A 23,136-nucleotide genomic window follows, 5' to 3' on the forward strand; every position below is an offset into this window, starting at 1 on the left:
CCGGCGGCGGCGCGCCGCTGACACACATGGGCAAGTACGAGGCGCGCGTGCTCGGCGCCCGACTCGCCGGCGCGCACGAGACGCCGCCGCCGCGTGACGTTCCCGTCCCTCAGGTCGTGTTCACGGACCCGCAGGTCGCGGCGGTCGGCTCGAGCGAGGCTCAGGCGCGCGAAGCGGGGCATGACGTCGTCACCGTCGCGGTGCCGTTCGCGAGCGCCGCGGGTACGGCTCTGCTGCGTGACGACGGTGTGGGGAGCGCCAAGATCGTCGTCGACCGTGCCACCGGGTGCCTGCTCGGCGCGACGTTCGTCGGCCACGAGGCGGCCGAACTCGTCCACGCGGCGACGGTCGCCATCGTCGGCCAGGTGCCGGTCGGCGTCCTTCGGCACGCGGTGCCGAGCTACCCGACGTCGTCGGAGCTCTGGCTGCGCCTGCTCGAGGAGCTGCCGACGAACCTGCGCTGACGCGTGACGACGGGGCGCTCGGGGGCATGACGGGCGCCCCGTCGAGCACGCACAAAGGGACGGTTGCGTCGTACATCACAGGGCAAGAGCTACGCGTTGACGGGCGGCACCGGCGTCGCGGGCTCCGGTACAGCCGGCACGCCGAACGGCGGCTGCAGTGGTCCTGCCGGTTCAACAGCCCAGGTCTGCAACACGTACATCGGCATCTCACTCACGAACTCCTCCGGCGCGAGCAGCGCCAACCCGGCCTCCGTGTCGCTCAGTTACCTCGTGACTGTCGACGGCTACGGCACGACAACCGTGACGCTCAACGTCGCGTCCTTCATCAAGGACGGCACCAAATGGGCGGGGTCGGGCGTCACGTTCTGCTGACCATCGGAGCGCCGTGTCGGCTCACAACGCCTCCCCACCCAAGGATGGTGTGTCATGAACGCGCGCTATTTCGCGCTTTCGTGACACAACATGGGCCGTCTCGATGCTCATTCTGCTCGGAGCGCCTGAGCCCCGACGGGGCCTGAACGGCCGCCTGTTTCGCCACTTTCGCTGACAGGACCGGTGCGACGTCAGCGCCTCAGCGCACCCGGTAGTCGATGGGTTTGCAGACGCCGGCGTTCGATTTCTCGGCCGAGCAGGCCGTCAGCCCGACGAACAGGTCGGCTTCGGCGCGGATGGCGAAGACGTCGCCCGCCTGCGTCGGCGGCGGGTCGATGTGCAGTTCACCGTCGGGGCTCGTCCACACGTCCATGAAGATGTTGAGCGTCGTGCCGATGTGGTCGGGCGCGACGCCGACGGGTTCGAGCGCGCCGCACAGGTTCGCGAAGCAACTCGGGTGCGGGGCGCCGTCGAACTCGGGGTAGAGGATGTCGAACGTCTGCTGGCTGCACGGCGTCACCGTCATGTCGTGGATGCCCACCGAGTCCGCGACGATCGTCGCCATGACGCTGCTGCGGTTGCTCCACAACCGGTGCCCCGTCGATGGGTACAACGTGTTGTTGTAGTCGACGGTGCGCCCCGCCGAGAAGCACTCGGCGATGTCGTCCTGCATGACGGCGTAGAAGTCGCTCACCTGCTCACCACACGGGTCGACGACCTCGAGCACCTGACCGGCCGCCAGCGGCACGAGCACCCCCGTCTGCGGGGCGATGCGCGACCAACCGTCGGCGGGAGCTTCGGGGCCGCCCGCGTACGGCGGCCGCGGCGTCGGCGGGTGGGGGGAGCGCGGGCGTCGCGGGTCAGTCATCAGGATTCTCCTTCGAAGGGTGCGCGGTGAACGGGGCACGCCAGTCGTCCTCCACGTGCCGCCCAGAGTACTGACGCGCCTCCGACGAGCGTCCATGATCAGTGACGACCGGATTGATCGAACCCTGCAACGCAGCATCGCGGCGGCGGATCGCGTCGCGCATCCGGTCGAAGCCGCCGTCAGCTCGCAGCTGCTCGAACTGATCGTGCAGGTTGAACACGACCGTCGTCAGCGGAGCACGGCGCGCGATGCGCGAGGCCTGCGGATGCAGCCCGACGAGGAAGAACGGCACGCCGCCGAGGCTGAAACTGAAGTGCGGTGACGTCGTGTCGGGCGACACGCGCTCGGCCCACGGCGCGTCGTCACGATCGTGCAATCGCTGCAGCATGCCCCACAGGAGGTTCTCGAACTCCCGCTCGTCGCCCACCCGCGGGCGACGGAAGACGGCGATGAACGAGCCGAACTCGCGCGGGCCACGCTCGATCGCGGCGAAGTCGGCCAGCTCAGCGCTGAGCGTCGAGAGACACGCGTCATCGGTCATGTCGTCGAAGACGCGGACGAGCGCGCCGTCGCGTTTCAGCGCCGAACGCGCTCCGAGGCACGGAAACCGAGGGTGCTCGATCATCGCGCCGATGACGTCGCGGATGGCTGCCTCGTCCGCGCCCTCGAGGCCCGCGTCGGCTTGTTCGGCGAGCCAGTCGGCGAGGTCAGGGGCCTGCGACTCGTCGTCATCGGTTGGGTGCGTCGACGAGCCGGATGATGAGGTGGGTGCCGCAGCTGGCGGCCAGTGATCGTCAGACACATGACCACCGTAGCCGCGCGCCAGACCCCACAACACGGCTTGAGGGCGCGTCTGCACGTCCATCGCGCGGTAGGCGCCTCTGATGTGCGACTTGACGCTGTTGACGCTCAGGTGCAGGCGCTCGGCGATCTGCGCGTTCGGCATGCCCGAGCAGATGAGATCGACGATCTGCGCCTGACGTGCGGTCAGCCCGTCGGAGGGGACGGTCGGCCGCGCGTCCGTGGGGGAGGGTCGAAGCACCGCGGGGCGGACGATTCGGCCCGCGACCACGTCATCGACCCCGGCGCGCAGATCGGCGGCGCTCGCCGACCGTCCGACGACTCCCGACGCGCCGTGCGCGAGGAGCCGGCTGATGGCGGCCTCGTCGGTGTGCAGCGACGACACGAGCAGCTTCGTCGTCGGGTTCGCGGCGTGCAGCGCGCGTAGTTGATCCCAGGCGTTGCGGTTGGGTTCGTTCCACTCGAGCACGGCCACGTCGGCATCGAGCGCGAGATCCTCGGCGCGCAGGCCCGGGCCACGCACGAGCACGAGGCGTGTCGCGACGCCGAACGCGTCGAGAGCCGCCATCGCGCCGCATCCGAACAGCTCGCTACGTGCGACGACGGCGACGGTGAGGCGGGGCACAGCTCTCCTTCGAGCGATCCGACGATCAAGGGTCGTGAGGTGTCGGTGGTGATGAGAAGTGTTGTCGCTCACCGTGTTTCGCGCCACACCCGCAAGGAGGTGAAGCGTCGGCTGCCTGATGGACCGCCGTTGCGCGGCGCCATGCTGGAAAGTGGTGAGCGCGTCAGGGCCGGCCGTCGACGTGCAGTCCGCGGGCGACGCCCCACAGCACCGCCTCGCTGCGGGAGGCGACGCCCATGGTGCGGTAGGCGGAGCGGATGTAGCTCTTGAGCGTGTTGAGGGAGACGTTGAGTTCGTGCGCGATCGCGCCGTTGGGCAGGCCGCGGCAGATGAGCGTGACGGCCTGCGCCTCTCGCTCGGTGAGCCCCTCGGCGCGCCCGGGCCACCAGTCGTCACCCAGCTCGACGGGGAACGCGGGGTCGACGACGCGCTCGCCGCGGGCGACGCGTTCGAGTGCGGTGACGAGCTCGTCGGCCGTCGCGTGCTTCGTCAGCACGCCCGCGACGCCGAAGTCGGTGAGCGCACCGACGTGCGCCTGCGGAGGGTCGTTGGTGTAGACGACGAGGCGCGCGACGGCGGCTGTGTCGCGCAGGCGCGCCAGCGTCGCCCACCCCGGCTCGGGGGCGGCGAAGCAGTCGAAGAGCGCGACGTCGGTGGGTTCGGTGGGCACGCCGCGGCTGCACGTCGCCTCGACGCGTGCGGCGTAGGGCGCGAGCAGTGCCTGAAAACCGGCCATGACGAGGGCGTCGTCGTCGACGAGGGTGACGCGCAGTGCGCGGGGTGCGGGCGTGCCCCTCGACTCCTCACCCGTCGCCAGACGGAGGTGTGCGGCTCCATCCGGGCTCGGGTGGGACGACATGGGGATACCTTGCCAACATGTTGCGACACAAGGAAATCAACCATGACGAACTTCCGACATCCACCGAGTTGCGTCGGGCTGGTCGCGCGCACGGTGACCTCCTAGGCTGACGGTGACACCCGTTCTCGCAGACCTGCAGGAGGTCGATCATGGAATCGCGCGACAAGTTCGTCACCAGCTACGTCGCTCATCACTGGGCCGCATCGAAGGGTGGGCTCGACCTGTTCGAGCGCGCGTCGCGCTCGCAGAGTTCGGCGCGCACGCGGAAGGTGCTCGCGACGCTGACGCGGGAGATCGCCGAGGACCGCGCACGCCTGCGCGTCATGGCCGACGCGCTCGGGGTGGGTGAGGCGCGGCTCGCGCAGCTCGCGCTGAGCGTCGGCGAGACCGTCAGCCGCGTGAAACTCAACGGCCGTTTCGTGCGCCGCTCGCCGCTGAGCGACGTGCTCGAACTCGAGGCGCTGCTGGCGGCCGTTCGTGGCAAGCGGGCCGGCTGGGAGGGCATGCGCGTGCTCGCGATCAACGATGCGCGCATCGACGTCGCCGAACTCGACGACCTCATCGTGCGCGCCGACAGCCAGATCGAACGCCTCGTCGCCGCCCATGCCGAAGCGGCCGCGACGCTGCGCTGAGCTGACATCCGCTGCGCTCCGCTGGCGAGCCGTCGGACGAGTCACCCCGCTGGACCGCGCGGGCGCCTCGCCCTGCCTGACCGCCCTGACGCGGCCTGACCCCAGCTGCCCAGGTTGGTCGGTGGTGTCCGCCATGTGTGGCGTCCCTCCCGAGGCGCTTTCATGGGCGCCACCTGCTGGCCAGTAAAAACAAGGGTCATTCAAGTATGGCGCGCACCACAGTGCATGCCGCCGCTACATTCGAGGTGAAGTTCATCAGCACCCTGCTGTGCAACGTCATCGACGGCGAGGCACACGGGGAGGGCCGACTGGATGTCGTCAACCCCAGCACCGGCCAGGTCGTCGCGACGTCGCCGATCAGCGGCGCCAGGGACGTCAACGCCGCGTTCGACGCGCCGGGAAGGCCGCGAAGACGTTACGGGCAGGTCAAGGTCACCGAGGTGGCGCGCAAGGCCGTCGCCGCGTTCATCGCGACCGTCGTAGCCGGCCCCAGAACGCACAGCCGTGCCAACGTCGGCATCGACAAGCCCCGCACCGACGGCGACAGGCCGGCCTGGTACTGCGCGGCCCCAGGTGTTGTGATTCCAAGCTCCGGGGGAGCGGGCGGCCGCTGCGTCACCTTCGACGATGGGATGGCGGGTGACTCACGGGTCGGCGCGTAGTTGCGTGCCTACCCGTGAGTTACCCGCTCTCCCGTCGTATGGCCGGGGGTGGGGCCGACGCGCTCAACCCATCGCGACGATGCGCTTGGCTTCCTCGACGGCGCCGTCGAACGCGAGCTCGGGGCGGGTGCGCAGCAGGTCGGTCGCGCGAGCATGTTCGGTGACGGCCGCGTCTTGGCTCCGGATTGCCGACGGGACCGCTGGGACGGCGGCGTCGCCGAGAGCCAGCAATGCGATGCTCAACGCCATCTGCGTGCCGGCGTCCCCACGGCCGAACTCCTTGACCAATTCGTCAGCGAGAGAGCCATGTTGACTCTCCGGGGCCAGTGCGGCGGCCGCGCGCCAAGCGGTGCGGGCGAGATCGTCGTCGGCGTCGTGCAGGAACTCGGGCGTGATCCAGGGCCATGCGCGCCCGTCGCCGACCTTCGACAGCACGTGCAACGCCTGCGTGCGCGCCTGGATGTTCTTCGACGCCAGCTCGCGCTGAACGCGCGGCAGGACGTCGTCAGCCGGCAGGCGCGTCAGCGCCCAGGCGAGGGTCTCGCGGACGAAGAAGTCGGGCTCGACGCCGCAGCGACGCACGAGCGTCTCCAGCAGATCGGGATGCGGATGCGTGCCCGCCGCCATAGCGGCCTGCAACCGCACCGACTGATCCTGCACGTCGAGGGCGCGGGCGATGTTCGCGGCGTACTGCTCGGGCGTCATGCTCACTGCAGCGCGCGTCGCGCCCGCACTATTCCGCGCACCATTTCAGGCGGCGCCGCCTGCACGTAGAACGCACGATGGCGGGTAACTCACGGGTCGGCGCCTAACCGCGCGCCTACCCGTGAGTTACCCGCCGTCCTGTGGTGGCCGGGCGGCCGGGTGGCCCAGCGTCTCGGTGGACGCCGACCCGATCCCAGGCCGTCAGTGCGTCAGGGCTTGAGGACGACCTTCTGGCAGCCGTCCTGCTTCTTCTGGAACACGTCGTACATCGTCGCCGCCTCGTCGAGCCCGACGCGGTGCGTCGCGAGCTGCTCGACGCCGAACGGGTCGGCGTCGACGAGCACGTCGCGCAGCTCGTCGGTCCACTGCTTGACGTGGCACTGGCCCATGCGCATGGCGATGCCCTTGTCGAACATCTGCATCATCGGCATCGGGTCGAGCGCGCCGCCGTAGACACCGGAGACGGAGACGGTGCCGCCGCGGCGGACGCTCTCGATCGCGGCGTGGAGCGCGGCGAGACGGTCGATGCCGGCCTTCTTCGCGAGCGGCTCCGAGATCGCCGACGGCAGCTTGCTCACGGCCGACAGGCCCGCAGCGGCAACCGGGTTGCCGTGTGCCTCCATGCCGACGGCCTCGACGACGCCGTCCGCACCGCGCCCGTCCGTCAGGTCGCGCACCGCGTCGCCGACGGCGGTGACCTGCGAGCCGTCGAGGTCGTCGAGGTTGATCGTGCGGGCGCCGCGGGCCTTCATGCGCTCGAGGCGCTCCGGCACGCGGTCGACGACGATGACGTCCTCGATCCCCAGGTACTGCGCGCTCGCGACGGCGAGCTGACCGACGGGGCCGGCACCCATGACGGCGAGCGTGTCGCCGGGGCGCACGTTCGCCCATTGCACGCCCTGCCACGCGGTCGGCAGGATGTCGGACAGGTAGAGGTAGCGCTCGTCCTCGCCGGCCTCAGGCACCTTGATGGGGCCGAAATCGGCATGCGGCACGCGGACGTAGTCCGCCTGGCCGCCGGGCACCGCACCGTACAGGCTCGTGAAGCCGAACAGGCTCGCGCCGGTGCCCTGGTCGACGTTCTGCGTCGTCTCGCACTGCGCGAACAAGCCTCGGCTGCACATCCAGCAGTGGCCGCAGGAGATGTTGAACGGCACGACGACGCGGTCGCCGGGCTTGAGGTTCGTGACGCCCGAGCCGACCTCCTCGACGATGCCCATGAACTCGTGGCCGAGGATGTCGCCCTTCGTCAGGAACGGCGCGAGGACGGTGTAGAGGTGCATGTCCGAACCGCAGATCGCGGTCGAGGTGACGCGCACGATCGCGTCGGTGGGCTCCTGGATGCTCGGGTCGGCGACCTGCTCGACCGAGACCTTGCCCTGGCCCTGCCAGGTGAGTGCTCGCATCAGTTTCTCCTCGAGAGGATCACCGCGACGTGCGGCGATCGGGTGGTGGGGATGGGGTGGTGGGGAGCGTGGCGCGGGGAGCCGCCGCGCGTCGGTTCGGCTCCCGGGTTCTCACAGCTCGGTCGTGGCGCTCTGGCCCTTCGGACGCTCGCCGCTGACGCGCGCCTTGACGATGCTCGCGAGCGCGGAGGCCTTGCCTCCGGGCTGGCCCCAGAACTGCGCGGACTCGCTGACGACGCGGACGAGACCGAGGTCCGGGTCGTCCTTGCCGCCGTCGTACCAAGCGGCGACGTCGTCGCCCCACAGCTCGTCGATCTTAGCGCGGTCGTCGACGAACTCGACGCGTCCCGCGACGGACAGCCACGAACCGAGATGCGCGAACGACAGGTTGACCTGCGGGTTGCTCTGCAGCGCCTGCGCCTGCTCGGTGCCGAGGCCGACGAAGAACCACACGTCGGCGTCGTCCGTCACCTCCTGCGGCGTCATCGGGTGGCTGTGCAGGGCCCCGTCGACTGCGATCGAGGTGAGCATGACGAAGCGCTCACCACGCATGATCTCGACGACCTGCTCCTGCGAGATGTCGGACTTCGGGGTTCCAGCAGACATGGTGCGTGCCTTTCGTCGGGGGTCTCGGATAATCGGGTGGTTGGGTTCAAATCTTCGGGTGGCACGACCCGGGGCCGCTCAACCCTCGGGTTCGAGGTTGCTGCGCGACGCGCGATCACCGAGCGTCGTGAGGAGCTTGACGAATCGTCCGGCCTTCGGTGCGAGCTTCGATCCGGGGACAGGCGTCGTCGCACCGGGAACGGGCCCGGGCAGCGCACGCCCCACGAGGCCCATGACGCGCGTCGTCACACCCGGCATGACGCCGTGGACGCGCGCGCCGAGCTTCGCGGCGGGCGTGAGGATGACGTACGGCTTGCCGGCGAGGACGCCGTCGACCATGCGTCGCGCGGCCTTCGTCGCGTCCATGCTGACGAACGGCAGCGACGCGGCGGGCGCAAACCACGCGTATTCGGCCTGCGCGTTGCCGTAGAACTGTGCGGCCGTGTGCGAGCCGGTGCGCATCAACCCCGGGGCGATGACGGTGGCGCTCACGCCCGTGCCGGCGAGCGACGCGGCGAGGCCCTCGGTGTAGCCGACGGCCGCGAACTTCGCCGTCGAGTACGCGAGCAGGTGCGGTGCGCTCAGCAGGCCGCCGATGGAGGTGACGACGCCGAAGCGTCCGCGCCCGCGTTCGCGCATGCCGGGGATGACGGCGTCGGAGAGGTTGATCGGCCCCCACGCCATGATGTTCATCGCGCCTTCGATGTGCTCGTGCGTCGTGTTCTCGGCGGGGCCGACCTCTATGACACCGGCGACGTGGATGGCGACGTCGATCGGGCCGTGCTCGCCCTCGACCTGGGCGACGGCTCGAGCCACCCCGTCGTGATCACTCACGTCCATGACGATCGTCGAGACGGCACTGCGCGCATGGCCGTGGGAGACAAGCGTGTCGGCGGCCTTCGCCAGGGCGTCGGCGGAGCGAGATGCGAGGACGACGCGGTGCCCGGCGTCGGCGAGGGCGGTGGCGACGAGAAAACCGAGCCCGCGCGAGGCTCCCGCGACGAGTGCCAAGGGCTTGTCTGACGAAGCCGATGCATTCTGGTTCGGCGAACTGACCGGGTGATCCGACTGGCTGCGCGACGTCTCCATGCGTTTCACCCTAGAGTCGATCCCTAATTTTTCCAATGGGTTTCGCCTCTCACACCGAGTCGTCACCCACACGGGTGCCCGCCGGCTCATGTCCCGTCAGCGCCCTGGGCCTCCCTGCGATTCTTGTCCACATCTGCGATTTTCGTCCACCTCCGTAGGGGCGTGGTGAGAGGGGATGCGGCGGCCTTACTCTCCGACATAGGGTCGAGAGGCCATGATCGAACGACCACCAGCATGAGGAGAGCCATGAGCGACAACGAGCGCACCACGAGCCCCGACACGCGCGGCACCGGAGACGAGCTGCACCAGGGGGTGACCGGTGGCAACGCCATGACGACGTCGCAGGGTATTCCGGTGACCGACGACCAGAACCAGCTGCGTGCGGGCGACCGCGGCCCGTCGCTGCTGCAGGACGCCGCGTTCCGCGACAAGATCATGCACTTCGACCACGAGCGCATCCCGGAGCGTGTCGTCCACGCCCGCGGCTACGGCGCGCACGGCGTGTTCGAGAGCTACGACGACCACAGCGACCTCACGGCCGCCTACCTGTTCGGCAAGAAGGGCCGTCAGACGGAGACGTTCGTTCGTTTCTCGACGGTCGCCGGCAACATGGGCTCCGCCGACCTCGCGCGCGACGTCCGTGGCTTCGCGACGAAGTTCTACACCGAGGAGGGTAACTGGGACCTCGTCGGCAACAACATCCCCGTCTTCTTCATCCAGGACGCGATCAAGTTCCCCGACCTCGTGCACTCGGTCAAGGAGGAGCAGGACCGCGGTTGGCCGCAGGCGGCGAGCGCGCATGACACGTTCTGGGACTTCATCTCCCTCATGCCCGAGTCGACGCACATGGCCCTGTGGGCGATGAGCGACCGCGCGATCCCGCGCAGCTTCCGCTTCATGGAGGGCTTCGGTGTTCACACCTTCCGCTTCGTGACGGCCGACGGCAAGAGCTCGTTCGTCAAGTTCCACTGGAAGCCCGTGCAGGGCATGCAGTCGGTGGTCTGGAACGAGGCCGTCAAGATCAACGGCGCCGACGCCGACTTCCACCGTCGTGACCTGTGGAACGCGATCCAGAGCGGCGACTTCCCCGAGTACGAGCTCGGTGTCCAGGTGTTCGACGACGCGTTCGCCGACAGCTTCGACTTCGACGTGCTCGACTCGACGAAGATCATCCCCGAGGAGATCGTCCCGATCCGCCCGCTCGGCAAGATGACGCTCAACCGCGTCGTCGACAACGTCTTCTCCGAGACGGAGCAGGTCGCGTTCATGACGCAGAACGTCGTGCCCGGCATCGACTTCACGAACGACCCGCTGCTGCAGGGCCGCAACTTCAGCTACCTCGACACGCAGCTGTCGCGCCTCGGCTCGACCAACCACACGCAGCTGCCCGTCAACGCGCCGAAGTGCCCCGTCGCGCACTTCCAGCGTGACGGTCACATGCAGTTCGCGCACCAGAGGGGCCGCGCCAACTACGAGCCGAACGGCTTCTCGGGTGACGACCGTGGCCCGCGCGCGCTGACGACGTTCCAGCCGGACACGTACCCGACGAAGGTCGAGGGTGAGGCGCGCCGTCTGCGTGCGGAGTCGTTCGCCGACCACTACAGCCAGGCCAATCAGTTCTGGAAGAGCCAGACGGAGGTCGAGCAGAAGCACATCGTCGACGCGTTCGCGTTCGAGCTCGGCAAGTGCGAGATCCCCGAGATCCGCACGCGCATGCTCGGCAACCTGCGCAACGTCGACGAGTCGCTCGCGCAGCGCGTCGCCGACGAGCTCGCGATGGAGCTGCCGGAGGCCTCGCCCGCGAAGGTGGCGCCGCGTCACGACCTGCCCGTCTCCGAGGCGCTGAGCATCGTGAAGAACGGACCCGACAGCTTCGCCGGCCGCAGGATCGGCGTCGTCGTCAGCGACGGAACCGACGCCGACCTGTTCGCTGCAGTGCGTTCGGCTGCCGAGGCCGAGGGCACGGTCGTCGAGGTCGTCGCGAAGGCTGTCGGCGGCGTCACGCTGTCGAACGGTGAGAAGCTCGCCGCCGATCACGCCATCGCCGGTGCGCCGTCGGTGCTGTTCGACGCCGTCGCGCTGCTGCCGTCGGCTGACGGTGCGGCGGCGCTCGGCAAGGTCGCCGAGGCTCGTGACTTCGTGACGGACGCCGTCGCGCACAACAAGTTCCTGGCCCTCGGCCCGGACGCGTCGGGTCTCATCGAAGCCGCGGGTGTGGCGTCGAAGAAGGACGACGGGTTCGTCGACGTCAGCGACGCGGCCGGCGCGAAGGGCTTCGTCGAGACGTGCCGTGCGCTGCGCTTCTGGAAGCGGGAGCTCTCCGCTTGAGCGAACCCTCTCGCGCGCTGTGCCGCCCCGATATCCCTGCTGGGGACATCGGGGCGGCGCTTGCCGCTGCCGGTGAATTCGCTTCCGCCGCAGCGGCGTTGGGCCGCGACAGCGCGGTGTATCTCGACACGCTCCGATCGCTCGGCGCCTCCGACCTGACGACGGCCCGCGTCATCGAACCGCACCTCGATGCGCTTGCGATCCTCGCCGAGGCGGGGGTTGCGCCGGGCGACGTGCTGCCCGGCGGTGGGGACGGCGCCTGGGGCGTGTTCGCGGCGCGGGCGCCGGGCCTCGCCGCGCGTCGCGAGGGTGACGGCTGGATGCTCGACGGGGTGAAGCCGTGGTGCTCGCTCGGTGAGCAGTTGTCGCATGCGCTCGTGACGGCCGGTACGCCTGAAGGACAGCGGTTGTTCGCCGTCGACCTCACGGATGCGCGGGTGCGTGGCGCCGAGGAGCCTTGGGTGTCGCGTGGGCTCGTCGCGATCCGTTCGACGTCGCTGACATTCGACGCGATGCCCGCGACGCCCGTCGGGGAGCCAGGTTTCTACCTCGGCCGTGACGGTTTCGCGTGGGGTGGCATCGGTGTCGCCGCCGTCTGGGCGGGCGGCGTGGACGGCCTCGTCACAGCGGTTCGTGCGGCTGCGGGGCGGCGTGAACCCGATCAGATCGCGCTCATGCATCTGGGCCGGCTCGAGGTCATCACGTATCTGCTCGACGCGGTACTCGCCGACGCAGCCCGCGCGATCGACGGTGGAAACGCCTGCGGTGCAGCGGGTCTCGCGTTGTCGTCGCGCGTGCGAGCAGTCGTCGCCGATGCGGCGGAGCAGGCGCTGACGATCTGTGGCCACGCGCTCGGCCCCGGCCCGTTGACGAGCGACGAGACCCACGCGCGGCGCGTTGCCGACCTCGGTGTCTATGTGCGCCAGCACCACGCCGAACGCGACCTCGCCGCGATCGGCGCCGCCACGCTGGAGCGTCACTGATGCGCGGGATGCCCGCCGCGCCGGCCTCGTGGTCGTCGCGGGAGCCCGGCACGAGCGAACGCACGTGGTTGCGAGGGACGCCATGGGCGTCGCTTGGCCACCTCGACGTCGAAGCCCTCGCTGCCCGGTACAGCCGCGTCGTCGTCGTCGCGGCTCACCCCGACGACGAGACACTCGCCGTCGGCGCATTGCTGGCGATGCTCGCGGACGCGGGGTTGCCCGTAGACGTCGCCCTCGTCACCGACGGCGAGGGATCGCACTCTGCGGCAACGGGACTGACATTCGAGGTCGTCCGCGAAGTCCGTCGTCGCGAGTTCGACGACGCTCTCGGTGTGCTGCTCGGCGGTGCGCTCGGGCGGGTTGAGCGCCTTGCGCTACCTGACGGCCGCGTCGCTGACCACCGTGCCGAGCTGGCCGCTGCGCTGGAGCGCGTCGTGCGGGTAACTGCGGCGGAGGCATCCACGGTGTCGGACCAGTCGCCCTCGAGAGCGGTCGGCTGCGATGACGCAGCCGCCGATGTGACCTCGACGGTGACGCCGTCGATGACGCCGGTGCGTGGGTCGGGAACTGAGCGGGTGCTCGTCGTCGCCCCGGCGGAGGCCGATGCGCACATCGACCACGACACGTGCGGAGCCGTGGCGCGTGACGTCGCGGCGCAGCTCGGGGCGGCGTGCGTCAGCTATCCGTTGTGGTGGTGGCACTGGGGCGATCCATCGTCGGTCGCCGAAACGGTCTGGGAGAGCAGTGTTCTCGCTGTCCCCGACGTCGCCTCGCTCCAGCGCAAACGCGCAGCCATCGCGGCGTACTCGTCACAGATCGGGACGTTCGCGCGCCCCGCAGCCGAGCCTGCGATGCTCGACGCCGGCGTCCTCGCCCACTTCGAACGTCTCGTCGAGACACTCTTCGACCCCGATGGCGCGCTGCCCCGCGTCGCCTCGTTCGATGACGGCCGCACGCCGGCGGCATCCTTCGACGCGATGTTCGAGGGCAGCGACGACCCGTGGGGTGTCGAGACGCGCTGGTACGAGCGGCGTCGCCGTGCCCTCATCGAGGCGATGCTGCCTGACGAGCATCTCGGGCGCGTGCTCGATCTCGGATGCTCCACGGGCGCCCTGACGCAGGCGCTCGCCGAGCGCGCCGACGGCGTGGTCGCGGTCGACGGGAGCGCCCAGGCGCTGGCGCGCGCTCGTCGACGTGACGTCGACGGCGTCGACTGGCGCCACGCCGAACTGCCTTCTGTGCTCGATGAACTCGCCGACGAAGGGCAGCGGTTCGACACCGTCGTGCTGAGCGAGATCGGCTACTTCCTCGACGGCGCGACGCTGCTGGCGACCCTTGCCGGCATCGACGCACTGCTGCGCGATGACGGTGTCGTCGTCGTGGCGAACTGGCTGCACCCGACGCGTGACATCCCCCTCGACGGGCGTCTCGTCGATGAGCAGGTGCGCCTCGTGTGGCCGACGCTCGCGCGTTACGAAGACGACGACGTCGCCATCGTGGTCGCTCGCCCGAGCAACGGCGATGCCGCAACCGCCGCATCGGCCCCCGTGTCGCGCAACACCCGCGGTGTCCTGCGAATCCCGTCCACATCGGCGAACCCCGTCCACATCGGCGATTTTCGTCCACATTCGTCGGCTGACGGCGAGCGCGGCATCGGCGCCGTCAGCGGCGAAAGTGCCGGAGATGACGTCGAAGGAGACGCCTCATGACAACGCCTGCCGTCGAGGCGACGCCTCGCAACCTGCACTACGGCGAGTTCTACGGTCTCGCCGACCCCGTGCCGACGGCCGATCCTGACGGCCGCCCGGTGCTCGTCGTCCACGGCAACTGCCAGGCGGAGTCGCTGCGCGTACTTCTCGACGGTCGGTACGGCGATCGCATCCGCACGATCCGCCTCGTCCCGGCGCACGAACTGGTCGCCGATGACGTGCCGCACCTGCATCGCACCCTCGCGCAGGCCCACTACCTCGTCACGCAACCCGTCGCCCCCGGGTATCGCGGCCTGCCCGTCGGCACGGAAGAACTGCTCACGGCGGCGCCGCACGTCAGGTCGACGATCGTGCCCGTCATGCGGTGGGCGGGGCTGCACCCGGCGCAGGTCATCGTCCGCACGCCCGCGGGCGAGCCGCCGATCGTGCCGTACCACGATCTGCGCGTCATCGCGGCGTGCCGCCGAGCGGGTGACCACGCGGCTCGTGTGACGAGCGCCGACCTGCCGCAGCTCGACGAGCGCGCCGTCGCTGCCCTGCGCGACGCATCCCTCGCTGAGCTGACGCGGCGCATCGAGGCGCACGGCGCCGTCGACATTCGTGATGCCCTCGCGCGCCCTGGACGCCGCAGCGTCCACGTCATCAACCACCCGACGAACGACGTCCTCGTCGAGGTCGCCGACCGCATCGCGGCCGCCCTCGACCTCGGCGCACCCCGCGAGTACGACCCTGGCCGGTCGCTGCTCGGCGCCCTCGTCGCGCCGATGGACGAGCGCGCCGCCGCGCTCGCGCAGGTGCCGATGAGCGATGACGACGTCGCCCGCGTGTGGCAGGTGCGCGGTCAGGCGGTGGGCGAGGACGAGCTCGTCGCCGCCCACGCCGCGTGGTACGCCGAGCACCCGCAGGCACTCGCGGACGCGGTGCGTCGACATGCGACGTTGCTCGAGATCGTGGACGGTGACGTGTGAGCGCCGCACCGAGCGGCGATGCGTTCGAACATCCGACGGACGTCAAGATGACGAGAAGCCCCGTCGCACATGACAATACGAGGATGACGACGACGCGCCCGGCGAGCACTGCCGCTGAGGACCCCCGCAGCGCGCACGTTGCATCGGGTGATGCGGCTGAAACCGTCGACCACCTCCTGCTCGGCCCGCCCGAGCACGGGGTGACGCGCCACGGGGCGGCTCTCGCCGGTGCGCGCCGCACGTCGATGCTCGACGTGGGGACCGGCGCGCATGACCTCGCGGCGTACCTCGCGGGCGATGCGGGGCCCGTGCATGTTCACCTCACCGACGCGCTGCTCGGCGCCGACCACCGGGCGATCGAAGCCGGGGTGCGCGCGATCGAGGGCGCCGCGCGGCCCGTGCACGTCACGCTTCACGACATTCCGCAGCCCGCCGAGGGGCAGGCGCGCTACGAACGTCGCGCTGCGCTGTATGCGCGCATCGTCGCGGCCGCCGCGTCTGTTCAGGTGTGCAGCGAGGCCGAGCGCGCGATGCTGGGTGACGTCGTCGCGGCGCATGCCGGTGACGCTGACAGCGCCGCTCGGGGTTTCGGCGACGCCGATGTCGCTGGCGTCGGTGTCGTCACGTTGCCGGTCGATGCGCGAGCGAGTGCAACCGCGGCGGGCGACGCGGTGCTCGCCCTGGGCGATGACGCGCCCGTCGGCGTCCTCGGGTTCGTCCATCCGGGCAAGGATCCGCAGTTGGCGCTCGATGTTGCCGCGGCGCTGGGTCGCGACGTCGTCATGCTCGGCGCGGTGGTCGAGGGGCACGAGGACTTCGTCGATGACTTGCGCCGCGCCGCGAACGCGCGCGGAATCGAACTGCGCGTTCTCGGGCACCTGAGCGAGGACGAGATGGACGCCGCGATCGCGACGATCGCCGTGCCGCTCGCGGCCTACCGTCACATCTCCGCGTCGGGTTCGATCGGCCGATGGATCGCCGCCGGTCGCCGGCCGATCACGCTGGCGACGCCGTGGGTCACCGAACTGTCGACGGCGGCACCCGGTTCGGTGACGGTCGTCGAACCTTCTACTGATGCAGGCGAATCGGGCGATCGTGATGGTGTGATCGATGTGCTCGTCGATGCCGCCCGGACGGCGCTGAGCGACCCGATGGTGACCGTGACGAACCCGTCGCATCCCGGCTCGCTCACGACGCCGGACGCCGCGCGTCGCCAGACCGAACTGCTCGCCGCGCACCTGCCGCCCCTGGGTGGTGTCGGGTGAGCGCGAACGCTCGCGCGGGCGAGCAAGGGGCTGACCTGAGCGTGGGTGACGGACGCGACGTCGACGTCGTCGTCACGCATTTCGAGGACCCGCAGCGTCTGCGATGGGTTCTGGATTCCCTGGCGGCGCAGGATGATTCGTCGCTGCGCCTCCACGTCGTCGTCGCGGATGACGGTTCGGCCACCCCGCCGAGCGTCCCCGACGGCGTCACGCTCCTGCGACAGGCGAACGAGGGCTTCCGCGCCGCGGCGGTGCGCAATCTCGGCGCGCGCGCCGGGTCGTCACCGGTCGTCCTCTTCCTCGACGGCGACACCGTGCCGACGCCCGGCTACTGTGCCGCGATGGTCGACGCCTTGCGAGAGGCGTCGCGCGAGGCGCCGGGCGCCGGCGCCCTCGTCGTCGGAGCCCGTCGGCATGCCGATCTCAGTGCCGTCGCCGCGCGGGGTGACGACGTCGTGTCCTGGTGTGCGGCAACCGATCCCGAGGCGCCGGCCGACGGTGACGTCCTCGCCGCACCCCAGTGGCTGCGCGACGGCTATACGCGCACGAACGACCTGCGTGACGCCGGCGACGGCGACTGGCGACTCGTCATCAGCGCCGTCATGGGCATGACGCGCGACGCGTTCGAACGACTCGACGGGTTCGACGAGAGCCTCGTCGGGTACGGCGGCGAAGACTGGGATCTCGCCTATCGCGCCTGGAACACCGGCGTCGCCCTGCGTCATGCGCCGGCCGCGGTGGCCTGGCACGACGGCCCCGACGCGGGGGAGCGAGCCGATCTCGCGCAGCTCAAGGAGGGCGAGCAGCTCGCGCTCGCTGCCCGCATTCCACAGCCAGACGTGCGGGGGCGCCACGGTATCTGGCGCGCCCCGCGCGTCGTCGTGTTCTGGCGGCCGGCGCGAACGGTGGCACCGAGCGGCGAGTACGCCGCCCTCGAGTCGTGGCTCGCGCTCGCGGACGTCGGGATCTGGTGCGGTGAACACCGTCCCGACGTGCTCGCCGATGACTCTCGCGTGTGCGCCGGCGAACCGTCCGACGACGTTCTGCAGCGCGCTGAGTTCATCGTCGACGTCATGCAGCCGTGCGTTCTGCGCGATGCCGAGGGTCTGCTCGCAGCGTGCGACGGCGCGCCATGGGTGGGCGGCGTCGTGACGGCGGCGCGCACCCGTCATCGGACGAATGTGGACGAAAATCGCAGAAATGACAGGGTCGCTGGGCCGGTCGAATCGTCCGCGGATGCGTCACCGATCGTCGACACCGTGCCCGCAGACGGGCCCCTCGACCTCGAGGCCTGGGGCCGACGGAGGTGGTCATGAGCGAGCGCACCTATCCGTGCGTGACACGTGCGCTCACTCGCAGCCGTGACGGTTCGCCTCGCCCTGCTCTCGCCGGCGCCACCGTCATCGTGCCTGCGCGTGACGAAGAGCAGGCGCTTGCGCACTGCCTCACGGCGCTCGAACGAGCGCTCGTCGAGGTTGCTCATCTCGCGCCGGCGATGACGTTACGTGCGTGCATCGTCCTCGACACGTGCACCGACGACAGCGAGGCCATCGTGCGTGCCTTCGCGGGCGCCGCGGCGCACCGCGGGCAGTTCAGCGTGGAGCCGCTCGTCGTCACGGCGGGGAGCGTCGGGCGAGCGCGTGCCGCGGGAGTGCGCTGCGCGCTCGAATGGGCGGAACGTGACGGCATTGATGCCGACGCGCTGTGGCTCGCGTCGACCGACGCCGACACGCACGTCCCGCCGCACTGGCTGAGCGCCCACATCGCGACGGCCAACGCCGGCGCCGACGCGTACGTCGGCACCGTCGAACCGGACGCGGCTCTCACCGGCGCGCGGCGCGCAGAGTGGATGGAACGACACCATCTGCGGGAGGGGCATCCTCACGTGCACGGCGCGAATCTCGGTGTGCGCGCCTCTGCGTACCTGCGGGTCGGCGGGTTCGCGCCGCTGTCGCTGCACGAGGACGTAGACCTCGTCGAGCGGCTGCGCGCCGAGGACGAGCGCCTCGTGCGGGCGGCCGATGACGCGCGCGTCGTCACGTCGAGCCGTCTCGACGGGCGAGCTGTCGGCGGGTTCGCGACGTATCTGGCCAACCTGCGAGGAGGAGTCGCATGACGTCGCTGCGCATCGCCGTGCTCGCCACGAACCGCAACCCGTTGAGCGAGCCGTTCGCCGGCGGCCAGGAATCGCTGACGGCGGCGCTCGTCGCCGGGTTCCGTCGGCGCGGCCACCACGTCGTGCTGTTCGCGGCCGAGGGGACGCCGGCCGACGTGGCCGACGAGGTCGTGACGTACCCGGCGCTGCCGCCGTTCTCGGCGGTTGCCGCGCTCGACCCGCAGCTGCCGGAGAAGCCGTTTCTCGACGACCATCACGCGTTCACGTTCGCGGCCGCCGAACTGGCGCGCCGGGATCGTGCCGGTGAGCTCGACGTCGTCGCCAACCACAGCCTGCACCACCTGCCGATGTCGCTGTCGCGCGCCTACGACGCGCCGGTCGTCACGACGTTGCACACGCCGCCGTTTCCGTGGATGGAGCTCGGCGCTGCCCTCGCCTCGCCGGCGTCGCGGTTCGTCGCGGTGTCGAAAGCCCTCGCGGCGCAGTGGTCGACGGTGACGCGGCAGGTCGTGGCGAACGGTGTCGACGAGTCGCGTTTCGTCCTCGGGCCGGGTGCTGCCGACGGCCGTCTCGCCTGGGTCGGTCGGATCACGCCGGAGAAGGCGCCGCATCTCGCGATCGATGCGGCGCGGATGGCCGGGCGACGGCTGGCTCTTGTCGGGCCGGTCAGCGATGCCGCGTACTTCGAGGCGGAGATCGCGCCGCGGCTCGGGGGTGACGTCGAGCATCTCGGCGCGGTGCGGCCGCAGGAGGTGGCGAAGGTCGTCGGGCGGAGCGACGCGTTGTTCGTCACACCGGCATGGGATGAGCCGTTCGGCCTCGTCGCCGTCGAGGGCGCGATGTGCGGGACGCCTGTCATCGCCCTCGCACGAGGTGGTCTCGTCGAGGTGGTGCGACCGGACATGGGTGTCCTCGTCGACGTGTCGACGAATCCGGTCGTGGATTCGTCTGAGCTCCCGGCAGGAGCCGTGATGGCGGCGCCCGACGACGTGCTGGTCGCCCGACTGGCCTCTGCCGTCACCGAAGTCGACGCTCTCGAGCGCGCGGCGGTGCGCGAGTGCGCCGTCCGCCATTTCTCTCTCGATGCCTGCATCGACGGGCATCTCGCGGTGCTGACGGAGGCGGTTGACGCGGCGCGCCGTTCGCAGCCTGGATCGGGCGCGCGATCCGTCGAACGTCACACACCGCTGGACCCGCTCCCGAGCGACGCCGACGCGCGGCGGCTCGTCATCCGTGAGGACATGAAGCCTCCAGCCGGGGTTCGTCCGGGGGTGAGCGCGCCGAACGGCATGGGCAGTGACGTTGCGGACCGTCCGTTGCTCCCGGGGAGCCTTTCGGGCGACAGCGTCTCAGGCGGCGCCCAACCGGACGCGACAGGGGCGATGTCGTGATGCGCATCGGTTATTACGTGCACCATCACGGGCGGGGGCACGCGACGCGGGCGGGCGTCATCGGTGCCGAACTGACGCGGCGCGGGCACGTCATCACCTATCTCGGCAGCGGCGCACTGCCCGACGGGGATCAGGTCGCGCTCGCGTCGGATGCCGATGAAGCGGATGCACCGTTCGTCGACCCCGATGCGGGTGGGCGTCTGCACTGGGCTCCGCTCGGCGGTGGCTACGCCGAGCGTTCGGCGCAGATCGCGGCGTGGGTGACGCAGGCGCGCCCGGACGTCGTCGTCGTCGACGTCTCCGTCGAGGTGAGCGCTCTCGTGCGGCTGCTCGGCGTCCCCGTCGTCGTCGTGGCTCAGCCCGGGCGACGCGACGACGCACCGCATGCGCTGGCGTTCGACCTGGCGGCGGCTGTGCTGGCGCCCTGGCCGGCGCGGCTCGTCGTCGCGCCGCACCTCGAACGCCATCGCGACAAGACGGTCGAAGTCGGTGGCCTGTCGCGCTTCGCGGGTCATGCTGCGGGGCCGAACGCTGCGGGCGGTGGTTCGTCGGCATGTGCCTCCCCGAACTCCTCGGAAAGTGTTGCGTCGGGCCCGCGGGCGGACGGTTCCCGCGATGCCGGCGGCTGCGGCGTCGCGGCGGACGTCTCGCAGAGCACTGCACCGGGCGCCGGATCCGGCGGTGCAGCAATAGACGCTGCGGGAGGCCCTTCGCTGGGCGCACGGCGAGGCAGCGATTCTGACGGTGCTGCGGTGAACGTTCCGGAGGGCCTTTCGGCGGGCATGCCGAGAGGGGCCTTCTCGGACGCGACGTCGCGGGGCGCCCAAGAGATACCAAGGTTGCGTGGTGTGCTCCTCGTCGGCGGCGAGGGCTGGGACGACGCTGAGCTTCCGGGCGCCGTCGAACGCGCTGTGCCGCAGGTCCATTGGCGGACGCCCGACGCCGACCACCCCGTCGAGGTTCTGCTCGCGACGGCTGACGTCGTCGTCACCCACGCGGGGCAGAACGCTCTTGCGGACGTCGCTGCCTTCGGTGTTCCTGCCGTCGTCGTGCCGCAGGAGCGTCCGTTCGACGAGCAGGCCGACATGGCTCGTGCTCTTGACGACGCCGGCATCGCGCGCGGGCTGACTCTGGGTGCGACCGCTGACGAGGTCGCTGCCGGCATCCGTGAACTCCTCGCCGGAGGCGACGAGCGATCGACAGGACGTGCGTGGGCGCGCTGGTGCGTCGACGGCGCTGTTGACCGCGCGGCTGACGTCATCGAGGCCGCTGCGCGCGGGGGCGTCGCTGACCTAGCTGCTGGAACTGACGCCGACGATCTGGGAGGTGCTGTGCGTGGGAGCAGGCACGGCATCGACGATGTTGCGCGCGCAGGTGTCGCAGAGCGAGGCGTCCGCGAAGCCGGGGGCGTTGCGCGTGGAGTCGAGGGCGGCTCCGGCTGGCCAGCCGCTACTGGCGCCGAGGCGCCCGCACTCGGAGATGGGACGCTGCAGTGATGACCGACATGGGGTCGGGCCGGAGGCTGCCCGTCGCCGTCGTCACTCCGGTGCGGGGGCGTCTCGAGCACCTCGTCAATCAGCGACGGTTCCTCGACGAGGTGGCGCCCGACGTGCGACACGTCATCGTCGCCGTCGACATGCCTGATCTGGGTGACGACCTGCGCGCGGCGGGCGTCATGGGTGAGAGCGTCAGCATCGTGCCCCTCGACGATCACCCGCTGGGCATGCCGACCGCGCGGGCCCGCAACGTCGGCGCGACGGCGGCACTCGATGATGGCGCGGAACTCATCGTCTTCCTCGATGTCGACTGCGTCCCCCTGCCCGGTTTCGTCGATGCGTCGCGTGACGCGCAGCGTCAGCTCGATGCTCGCGGCGAGCGTGCGGTGCTCAACGGCATCGTCACGTATCTGGGGGAGGACGATCGTCTCGACGGTGAATTCCCGGCGGCTGCAAGACGTTTCGTCGCTCCGCATGCTGCGCGCCCCGCGCCGTCGTCGGGTGCGGTCGAGGTCGACGACGACCATCGTCTCCTGTGGTCGCTCGCGTTTGCGCTCGATGCCGACGCCTGGCGCGCGTGCGGCGGTTTCGACGAGCGGTACGTCGGGTATGGCGCGGAGGACACCGACTTCGGCATGCGAGCCCGTGACGCGGGCCTGCGGATGGCGTGGGTCGGCGGCGCGCACGCGTTGCATCAGTGGCATCCGAGCGCGAACCCGCCGCGCCATCACGTCGTCGACATCGTGCGCAACGCGAACCTCTACCGCGAGCGGTGGGGCACCTGGCCGATGGAGGGCTGGTTGCAGGCGTTCGCCGACGAAGGCCTCGTCGAGTGGACCCCTACGTCGTTGTCCCTGGCGTCGCCGCATTGAGCCTTGCGGTGTGCCCGAATGTGGACCGGATTCGCAGGAGTGTCCGAGAATCGCGAATGTGGACGAAAATCGCAGTCGTACACGGCGTTCCGGGGCCATCCTGCGATCTACGTCCCCATCTGCGAATCCCGTCCACATTCGTACCGCGGGGTGACGCATCGCCACCGAGACCAAGAGCGCGGACGGGCCGACTACGCGCCGTCGCCGCCGCTGCGCGGGGAGGCCTCAGCCTGGGCGCTTTCATCGACGCGGATGCGGCTGTACATGAACATGTCCTTGCGCGAATCGCCCACCTGCTGCCAGGAACGCAGCAGTCCTTCGCGTTCGAAACCACAGGCCTCGGCGCAACGCCATGACGCCTCATTCCACGGCTCGACGTAGAGCTCGAGGCGGGCCACGTCTTCGAGCGTCTCGGCCCAACCGCTCAGGATGGCGAGTGCGCGCTTCGCGTAGCCGCGTCCCCGGAACGCCGGCGCAGCCAGTACCCCGTCGAGGCACGCCCCTGGTGGATGGAGCTGAGCCACAGGCCGATGTTGCCGATGCACTGATCGTGCTGGTCGGTGATGGCGAAGGAGTACCCGGCGCCGGTCCGTAGTCGCTCGTGCTGACGCGCTATGTAACTCAGCGCGTCGTCATGGGAACCGCTCGCGGGGACGGTCGTGAGGAGGGGAATCAGCGGGTCGCGGGCAACGCTGCGAACCAGATCCTCGTCATCGTTCACGAAAGCGCGAAGCGTGACACGTCCGTCCCCCAGGTTCGGCAGTTCGGCGGGGAGCATGGTCTCACTCTCCCTCCATCGGCGATCAGCGGCAACCGGGTGACATGCCGAAGGCTCAGGATGCGCGGTCAGGGGGTGAGTCTCGCGATACGGTCGAGAAGTTGCCTCGCGGTCTCCGTCCGTGCTACACATCGCCTGAGC

20 protein-coding genes and 2 pseudogenes are annotated in these 23,136 nt (G+C 70.2%); 14 read left to right on the top strand and 8 right to left on the bottom strand.

The annotated features are described in order from the left end of the window. Both HMPREF0321_RS11635 and HMPREF0321_RS11640 read left to right on the top strand, forming a co-directional pair. Positions 1-464: pseudogene (locus HMPREF0321_RS11635) on the top strand (NAD(P)/FAD-dependent oxidoreductase); the annotation flags it as partial. A 63-nt stretch (positions 465-527) separates the two neighbouring features. Continuing rightward, complete coding sequence (locus HMPREF0321_RS11640; protein WP_040014962.1) at positions 528-836, top strand: hypothetical protein; 309 nt, start codon at positions 528-530, stop codon at positions 834-836. A 199-nt stretch (positions 837-1,035) separates the two neighbouring features. On the opposite strand, the gene HMPREF0321_RS11645 is transcribed toward HMPREF0321_RS11640, so the two are convergent. The 3 genes from HMPREF0321_RS11645 to HMPREF0321_RS11655 all read right to left on the bottom strand — a co-directional run bounded on the left by HMPREF0321_RS11645 (position 1,036) and on the right by HMPREF0321_RS11655 (position 3,989). Next, positions 1,036-1,704, bottom strand: a complete 669-nt coding sequence (locus HMPREF0321_RS11645; protein ID WP_006946721.1) for a DUF1989 domain-containing protein — start codon at positions 1,702-1,704, stop codon at positions 1,036-1,038. After that, entirely contained in the window at positions 1,697-3,130 is a 1,434-nt protein-coding gene (gene gntA, locus HMPREF0321_RS15665; RefSeq protein ID WP_083607339.1) for a guanitoxin biosynthesis heme-dependent pre-guanitoxin N-hydroxylase GntA, read from the bottom strand. Before gntA ends, HMPREF0321_RS11645 begins: the two co-directional genes overlap by 8 nt. Before the next feature lie 163 nt (positions 3,131-3,293). Next, the gene (locus tag HMPREF0321_RS11655) at positions 3,294-3,989 is read right to left on the bottom strand and encodes a response regulator transcription factor (protein ID WP_006946720.1); all 696 of its coding nucleotides are present in this window, start codon (positions 3,987-3,989) and stop codon (positions 3,294-3,296) included. Between the two features lie 149 nt (positions 3,990-4,138). Here HMPREF0321_RS11655 and HMPREF0321_RS11660 point away from each other — a divergent pair, with 149 nt between their 5' ends. Both HMPREF0321_RS11660 and HMPREF0321_RS16555 read left to right on the top strand, forming a co-directional pair. After that, positions 4,139-4,621, top strand: coding sequence for a hypothetical protein (locus HMPREF0321_RS11660; protein WP_006946737.1), 483 nt, complete (start codon positions 4,139-4,141; stop codon positions 4,619-4,621). Positions 4,622-4,827: 206 nt separating this feature from the next. Then, positions 4,828-5,283 carry a hypothetical protein gene (locus HMPREF0321_RS16555; protein ID WP_006946703.1) on the top strand — a complete coding sequence of 152 codons (456 nt, stop codon included), beginning with the start codon at positions 4,828-4,830 and terminating at the stop codon, positions 5,281-5,283. Between the two features lie 63 nt (positions 5,284-5,346). Here the strand turns inward: HMPREF0321_RS16555 and HMPREF0321_RS11670 are convergent, their stop codons facing one another. The 4 genes from HMPREF0321_RS11670 to HMPREF0321_RS11685 all read right to left on the bottom strand — a co-directional run bounded on the left by HMPREF0321_RS11670 (position 5,347) and on the right by HMPREF0321_RS11685 (position 9,089). After that, positions 5,347-5,988, bottom strand: a complete 642-nt coding sequence (locus HMPREF0321_RS11670; protein ID WP_040014963.1) for a HEAT repeat domain-containing protein — start codon at positions 5,986-5,988, stop codon at positions 5,347-5,349. A gap of 209 nt (positions 5,989-6,197) precedes the next feature. Further along, complete coding sequence (locus HMPREF0321_RS11675; protein WP_006946748.1) at positions 6,198-7,394, bottom strand: zinc-dependent alcohol dehydrogenase; 1,197 nt, start codon at positions 7,392-7,394, stop codon at positions 6,198-6,200. A 111-nt stretch (positions 7,395-7,505) separates the two neighbouring features. Then, complete coding sequence (locus HMPREF0321_RS11680; RefSeq protein WP_006946673.1) at positions 7,506-8,000, bottom strand: pyridoxamine 5'-phosphate oxidase family protein; 495 nt, start codon at positions 7,998-8,000, stop codon at positions 7,506-7,508. 78 nt (positions 8,001-8,078) lie between these two features. Continuing rightward, complete coding sequence (locus HMPREF0321_RS11685) at positions 8,079-9,089, bottom strand: SDR family oxidoreductase (protein WP_006946684.1); 1,011 nt, start codon at positions 9,087-9,089, stop codon at positions 8,079-8,081. Between the two features lie 246 nt (positions 9,090-9,335). Between HMPREF0321_RS11685 and HMPREF0321_RS11690 the strand changes: the two genes are divergently transcribed. The 10 genes from HMPREF0321_RS11690 (at position 9,336) to HMPREF0321_RS11740 (ending at position 22,217) form a co-directional block, all read left to right on the top strand. Beyond that, positions 9,336-11,417 carry a catalase gene (locus HMPREF0321_RS11690; protein ID WP_006946671.1) on the top strand — a complete coding sequence of 694 codons (2,082 nt, stop codon included), beginning with the start codon at positions 9,336-9,338 and terminating at the stop codon, positions 11,415-11,417. Further along, on the top strand, positions 11,414-12,400 hold the full coding sequence (locus HMPREF0321_RS11695) for an acyl-CoA dehydrogenase family protein (protein ID WP_254653992.1): 987 nt from the start codon (positions 11,414-11,416) through the stop codon (positions 12,398-12,400). Before HMPREF0321_RS11690 ends, HMPREF0321_RS11695 begins: the two co-directional genes overlap by 4 nt. Next, positions 12,400-14,109, top strand: coding sequence for a PIG-L family deacetylase (locus tag HMPREF0321_RS15040; RefSeq protein WP_006946685.1), 1,710 nt, complete (start codon positions 12,400-12,402; stop codon positions 14,107-14,109). The genes HMPREF0321_RS11695 and HMPREF0321_RS15040 overlap by 1 nt, the downstream gene beginning before the upstream one ends. After that, the gene (locus HMPREF0321_RS11705) at positions 14,106-15,077 is read left to right on the top strand and encodes a WcbI family polysaccharide biosynthesis putative acetyltransferase (protein ID WP_006946712.1); all 972 of its coding nucleotides are present in this window, start codon (positions 14,106-14,108) and stop codon (positions 15,075-15,077) included. Before HMPREF0321_RS15040 ends, HMPREF0321_RS11705 begins: the two co-directional genes overlap by 4 nt. 83 nt (positions 15,078-15,160) lie before the next feature. Further along, a complete protein-coding gene (locus tag HMPREF0321_RS11710) occupies positions 15,161-16,342 on the top strand; it encodes a glycosyltransferase family 4 protein (protein WP_139023646.1) in 1,182 nt (393 codons plus the stop codon). Positions 16,343-16,383: 41 nt separating this feature from the next. Next, positions 16,384-17,658 carry a glycosyltransferase family 2 protein gene (locus HMPREF0321_RS11715; protein WP_175282490.1) on the top strand — a complete coding sequence of 425 codons (1,275 nt, stop codon included), beginning with the start codon at positions 16,384-16,386 and terminating at the stop codon, positions 17,656-17,658. Further along, positions 17,655-18,458: a glycosyltransferase family 2 protein gene (locus tag HMPREF0321_RS11720; protein WP_082740547.1), complete on the top strand. Its 804-nt coding sequence runs from the start codon at positions 17,655-17,657 to the stop codon at positions 18,456-18,458. The genes HMPREF0321_RS11715 and HMPREF0321_RS11720 overlap by 4 nt, the downstream gene beginning before the upstream one ends. Further along, positions 18,455-19,849 carry a glycosyltransferase gene (locus tag HMPREF0321_RS11725; protein ID WP_006946681.1) on the top strand — a complete coding sequence of 465 codons (1,395 nt, stop codon included), beginning with the start codon at positions 18,455-18,457 and terminating at the stop codon, positions 19,847-19,849. The genes HMPREF0321_RS11720 and HMPREF0321_RS11725 overlap by 4 nt, the downstream gene beginning before the upstream one ends. Then, positions 19,849-21,345 carry a glycosyltransferase gene (locus tag HMPREF0321_RS17115; protein WP_006946666.1) on the top strand — a complete coding sequence of 499 codons (1,497 nt, stop codon included), beginning with the start codon at positions 19,849-19,851 and terminating at the stop codon, positions 21,343-21,345. The genes HMPREF0321_RS11725 and HMPREF0321_RS17115 overlap by 1 nt, the downstream gene beginning before the upstream one ends. Beyond that, on the top strand, positions 21,345-22,217 hold the full coding sequence (locus HMPREF0321_RS11740) for a glycosyltransferase family 2 protein (protein ID WP_006946690.1): 873 nt from the start codon (positions 21,345-21,347) through the stop codon (positions 22,215-22,217). The genes HMPREF0321_RS17115 and HMPREF0321_RS11740 overlap by 1 nt, the downstream gene beginning before the upstream one ends. Positions 22,218-22,408: 191 nt before the next feature. Here the strand turns inward: HMPREF0321_RS11740 and HMPREF0321_RS17460 are convergent. Further along, positions 22,409-23,127: pseudogene (locus HMPREF0321_RS17460) on the bottom strand (GNAT family N-acetyltransferase). Between the last annotated feature and the right edge of the window lie 9 nt (positions 23,128-23,136).

Origin of the sequence: Dermacoccus sp. Ellin185 (assembly GCF_000152185.1) — a bacterium.
Lineage (GTDB): Bacteria > Actinomycetota > Actinomycetes > Actinomycetales > Dermatophilaceae > Dermacoccus > Dermacoccus nishinomiyaensis.

Excerpts from the sequence above, each read along its gene's own strand:
- HMPREF0321_RS11675 (WP_006946748.1), bottom strand. The coding sequence starts at position 7,394 with ATGCGAGCACTCACCTGGCAGGGCCAGGGCAAGGTCTCGGTCGAGCAG.
- HMPREF0321_RS17115 (WP_006946666.1), top strand. The coding sequence starts at position 19,849 with ATGCGCATCGGTTATTACGTGCACCATCACGGGCGGGGGCACGCGACG.
- HMPREF0321_RS11645 (WP_006946721.1), bottom strand. The coding sequence starts at position 1,704 with ATGACTGACCCGCGACGCCCGCGCTCCCCCCACCCGCCGACGCCGCGG.
- HMPREF0321_RS11680 (WP_006946673.1), bottom strand. The coding sequence starts at position 8,000 with ATGTCTGCTGGAACCCCGAAGTCCGACATCTCGCAGGAGCAGGTCGTC.
- HMPREF0321_RS11685 (WP_006946684.1), bottom strand. The coding sequence starts at position 9,089 with ATGGAGACGTCGCGCAGCCAGTCGGATCACCCGGTCAGTTCGCCGAAC.
- HMPREF0321_RS11660 (WP_006946737.1), top strand. The coding sequence starts at position 4,139 with ATGGAATCGCGCGACAAGTTCGTCACCAGCTACGTCGCTCATCACTGG.
- HMPREF0321_RS11655 (WP_006946720.1), bottom strand. The coding sequence starts at position 3,989 with ATGTCGTCCCACCCGAGCCCGGATGGAGCCGCACACCTCCGTCTGGCG.
- HMPREF0321_RS16555 (WP_006946703.1), top strand. The coding sequence starts at position 4,828 with ATGGCGCGCACCACAGTGCATGCCGCCGCTACATTCGAGGTGAAGTTC.
- HMPREF0321_RS15040 (WP_006946685.1), top strand. The coding sequence starts at position 12,400 with ATGCGCGGGATGCCCGCCGCGCCGGCCTCGTGGTCGTCGCGGGAGCCC.
- HMPREF0321_RS11740 (WP_006946690.1), top strand. The coding sequence starts at position 21,345 with ATGACCGACATGGGGTCGGGCCGGAGGCTGCCCGTCGCCGTCGTCACT.
- HMPREF0321_RS11710 (WP_139023646.1), top strand. The coding sequence starts at position 15,161 with ATGACGACGACGCGCCCGGCGAGCACTGCCGCTGAGGACCCCCGCAGC.
- HMPREF0321_RS11725 (WP_006946681.1), top strand. The coding sequence starts at position 18,455 with ATGACGTCGCTGCGCATCGCCGTGCTCGCCACGAACCGCAACCCGTTG.
- HMPREF0321_RS11690 (WP_006946671.1), top strand. The coding sequence starts at position 9,336 with ATGAGCGACAACGAGCGCACCACGAGCCCCGACACGCGCGGCACCGGA.
- HMPREF0321_RS11720 (WP_082740547.1), top strand. The coding sequence starts at position 17,655 with ATGAGCGAGCGCACCTATCCGTGCGTGACACGTGCGCTCACTCGCAGC.
- HMPREF0321_RS11705 (WP_006946712.1), top strand. The coding sequence starts at position 14,106 with ATGACAACGCCTGCCGTCGAGGCGACGCCTCGCAACCTGCACTACGGC.
- HMPREF0321_RS11670 (WP_040014963.1), bottom strand. The coding sequence starts at position 5,988 with ATGACGCCCGAGCAGTACGCCGCGAACATCGCCCGCGCCCTCGACGTG.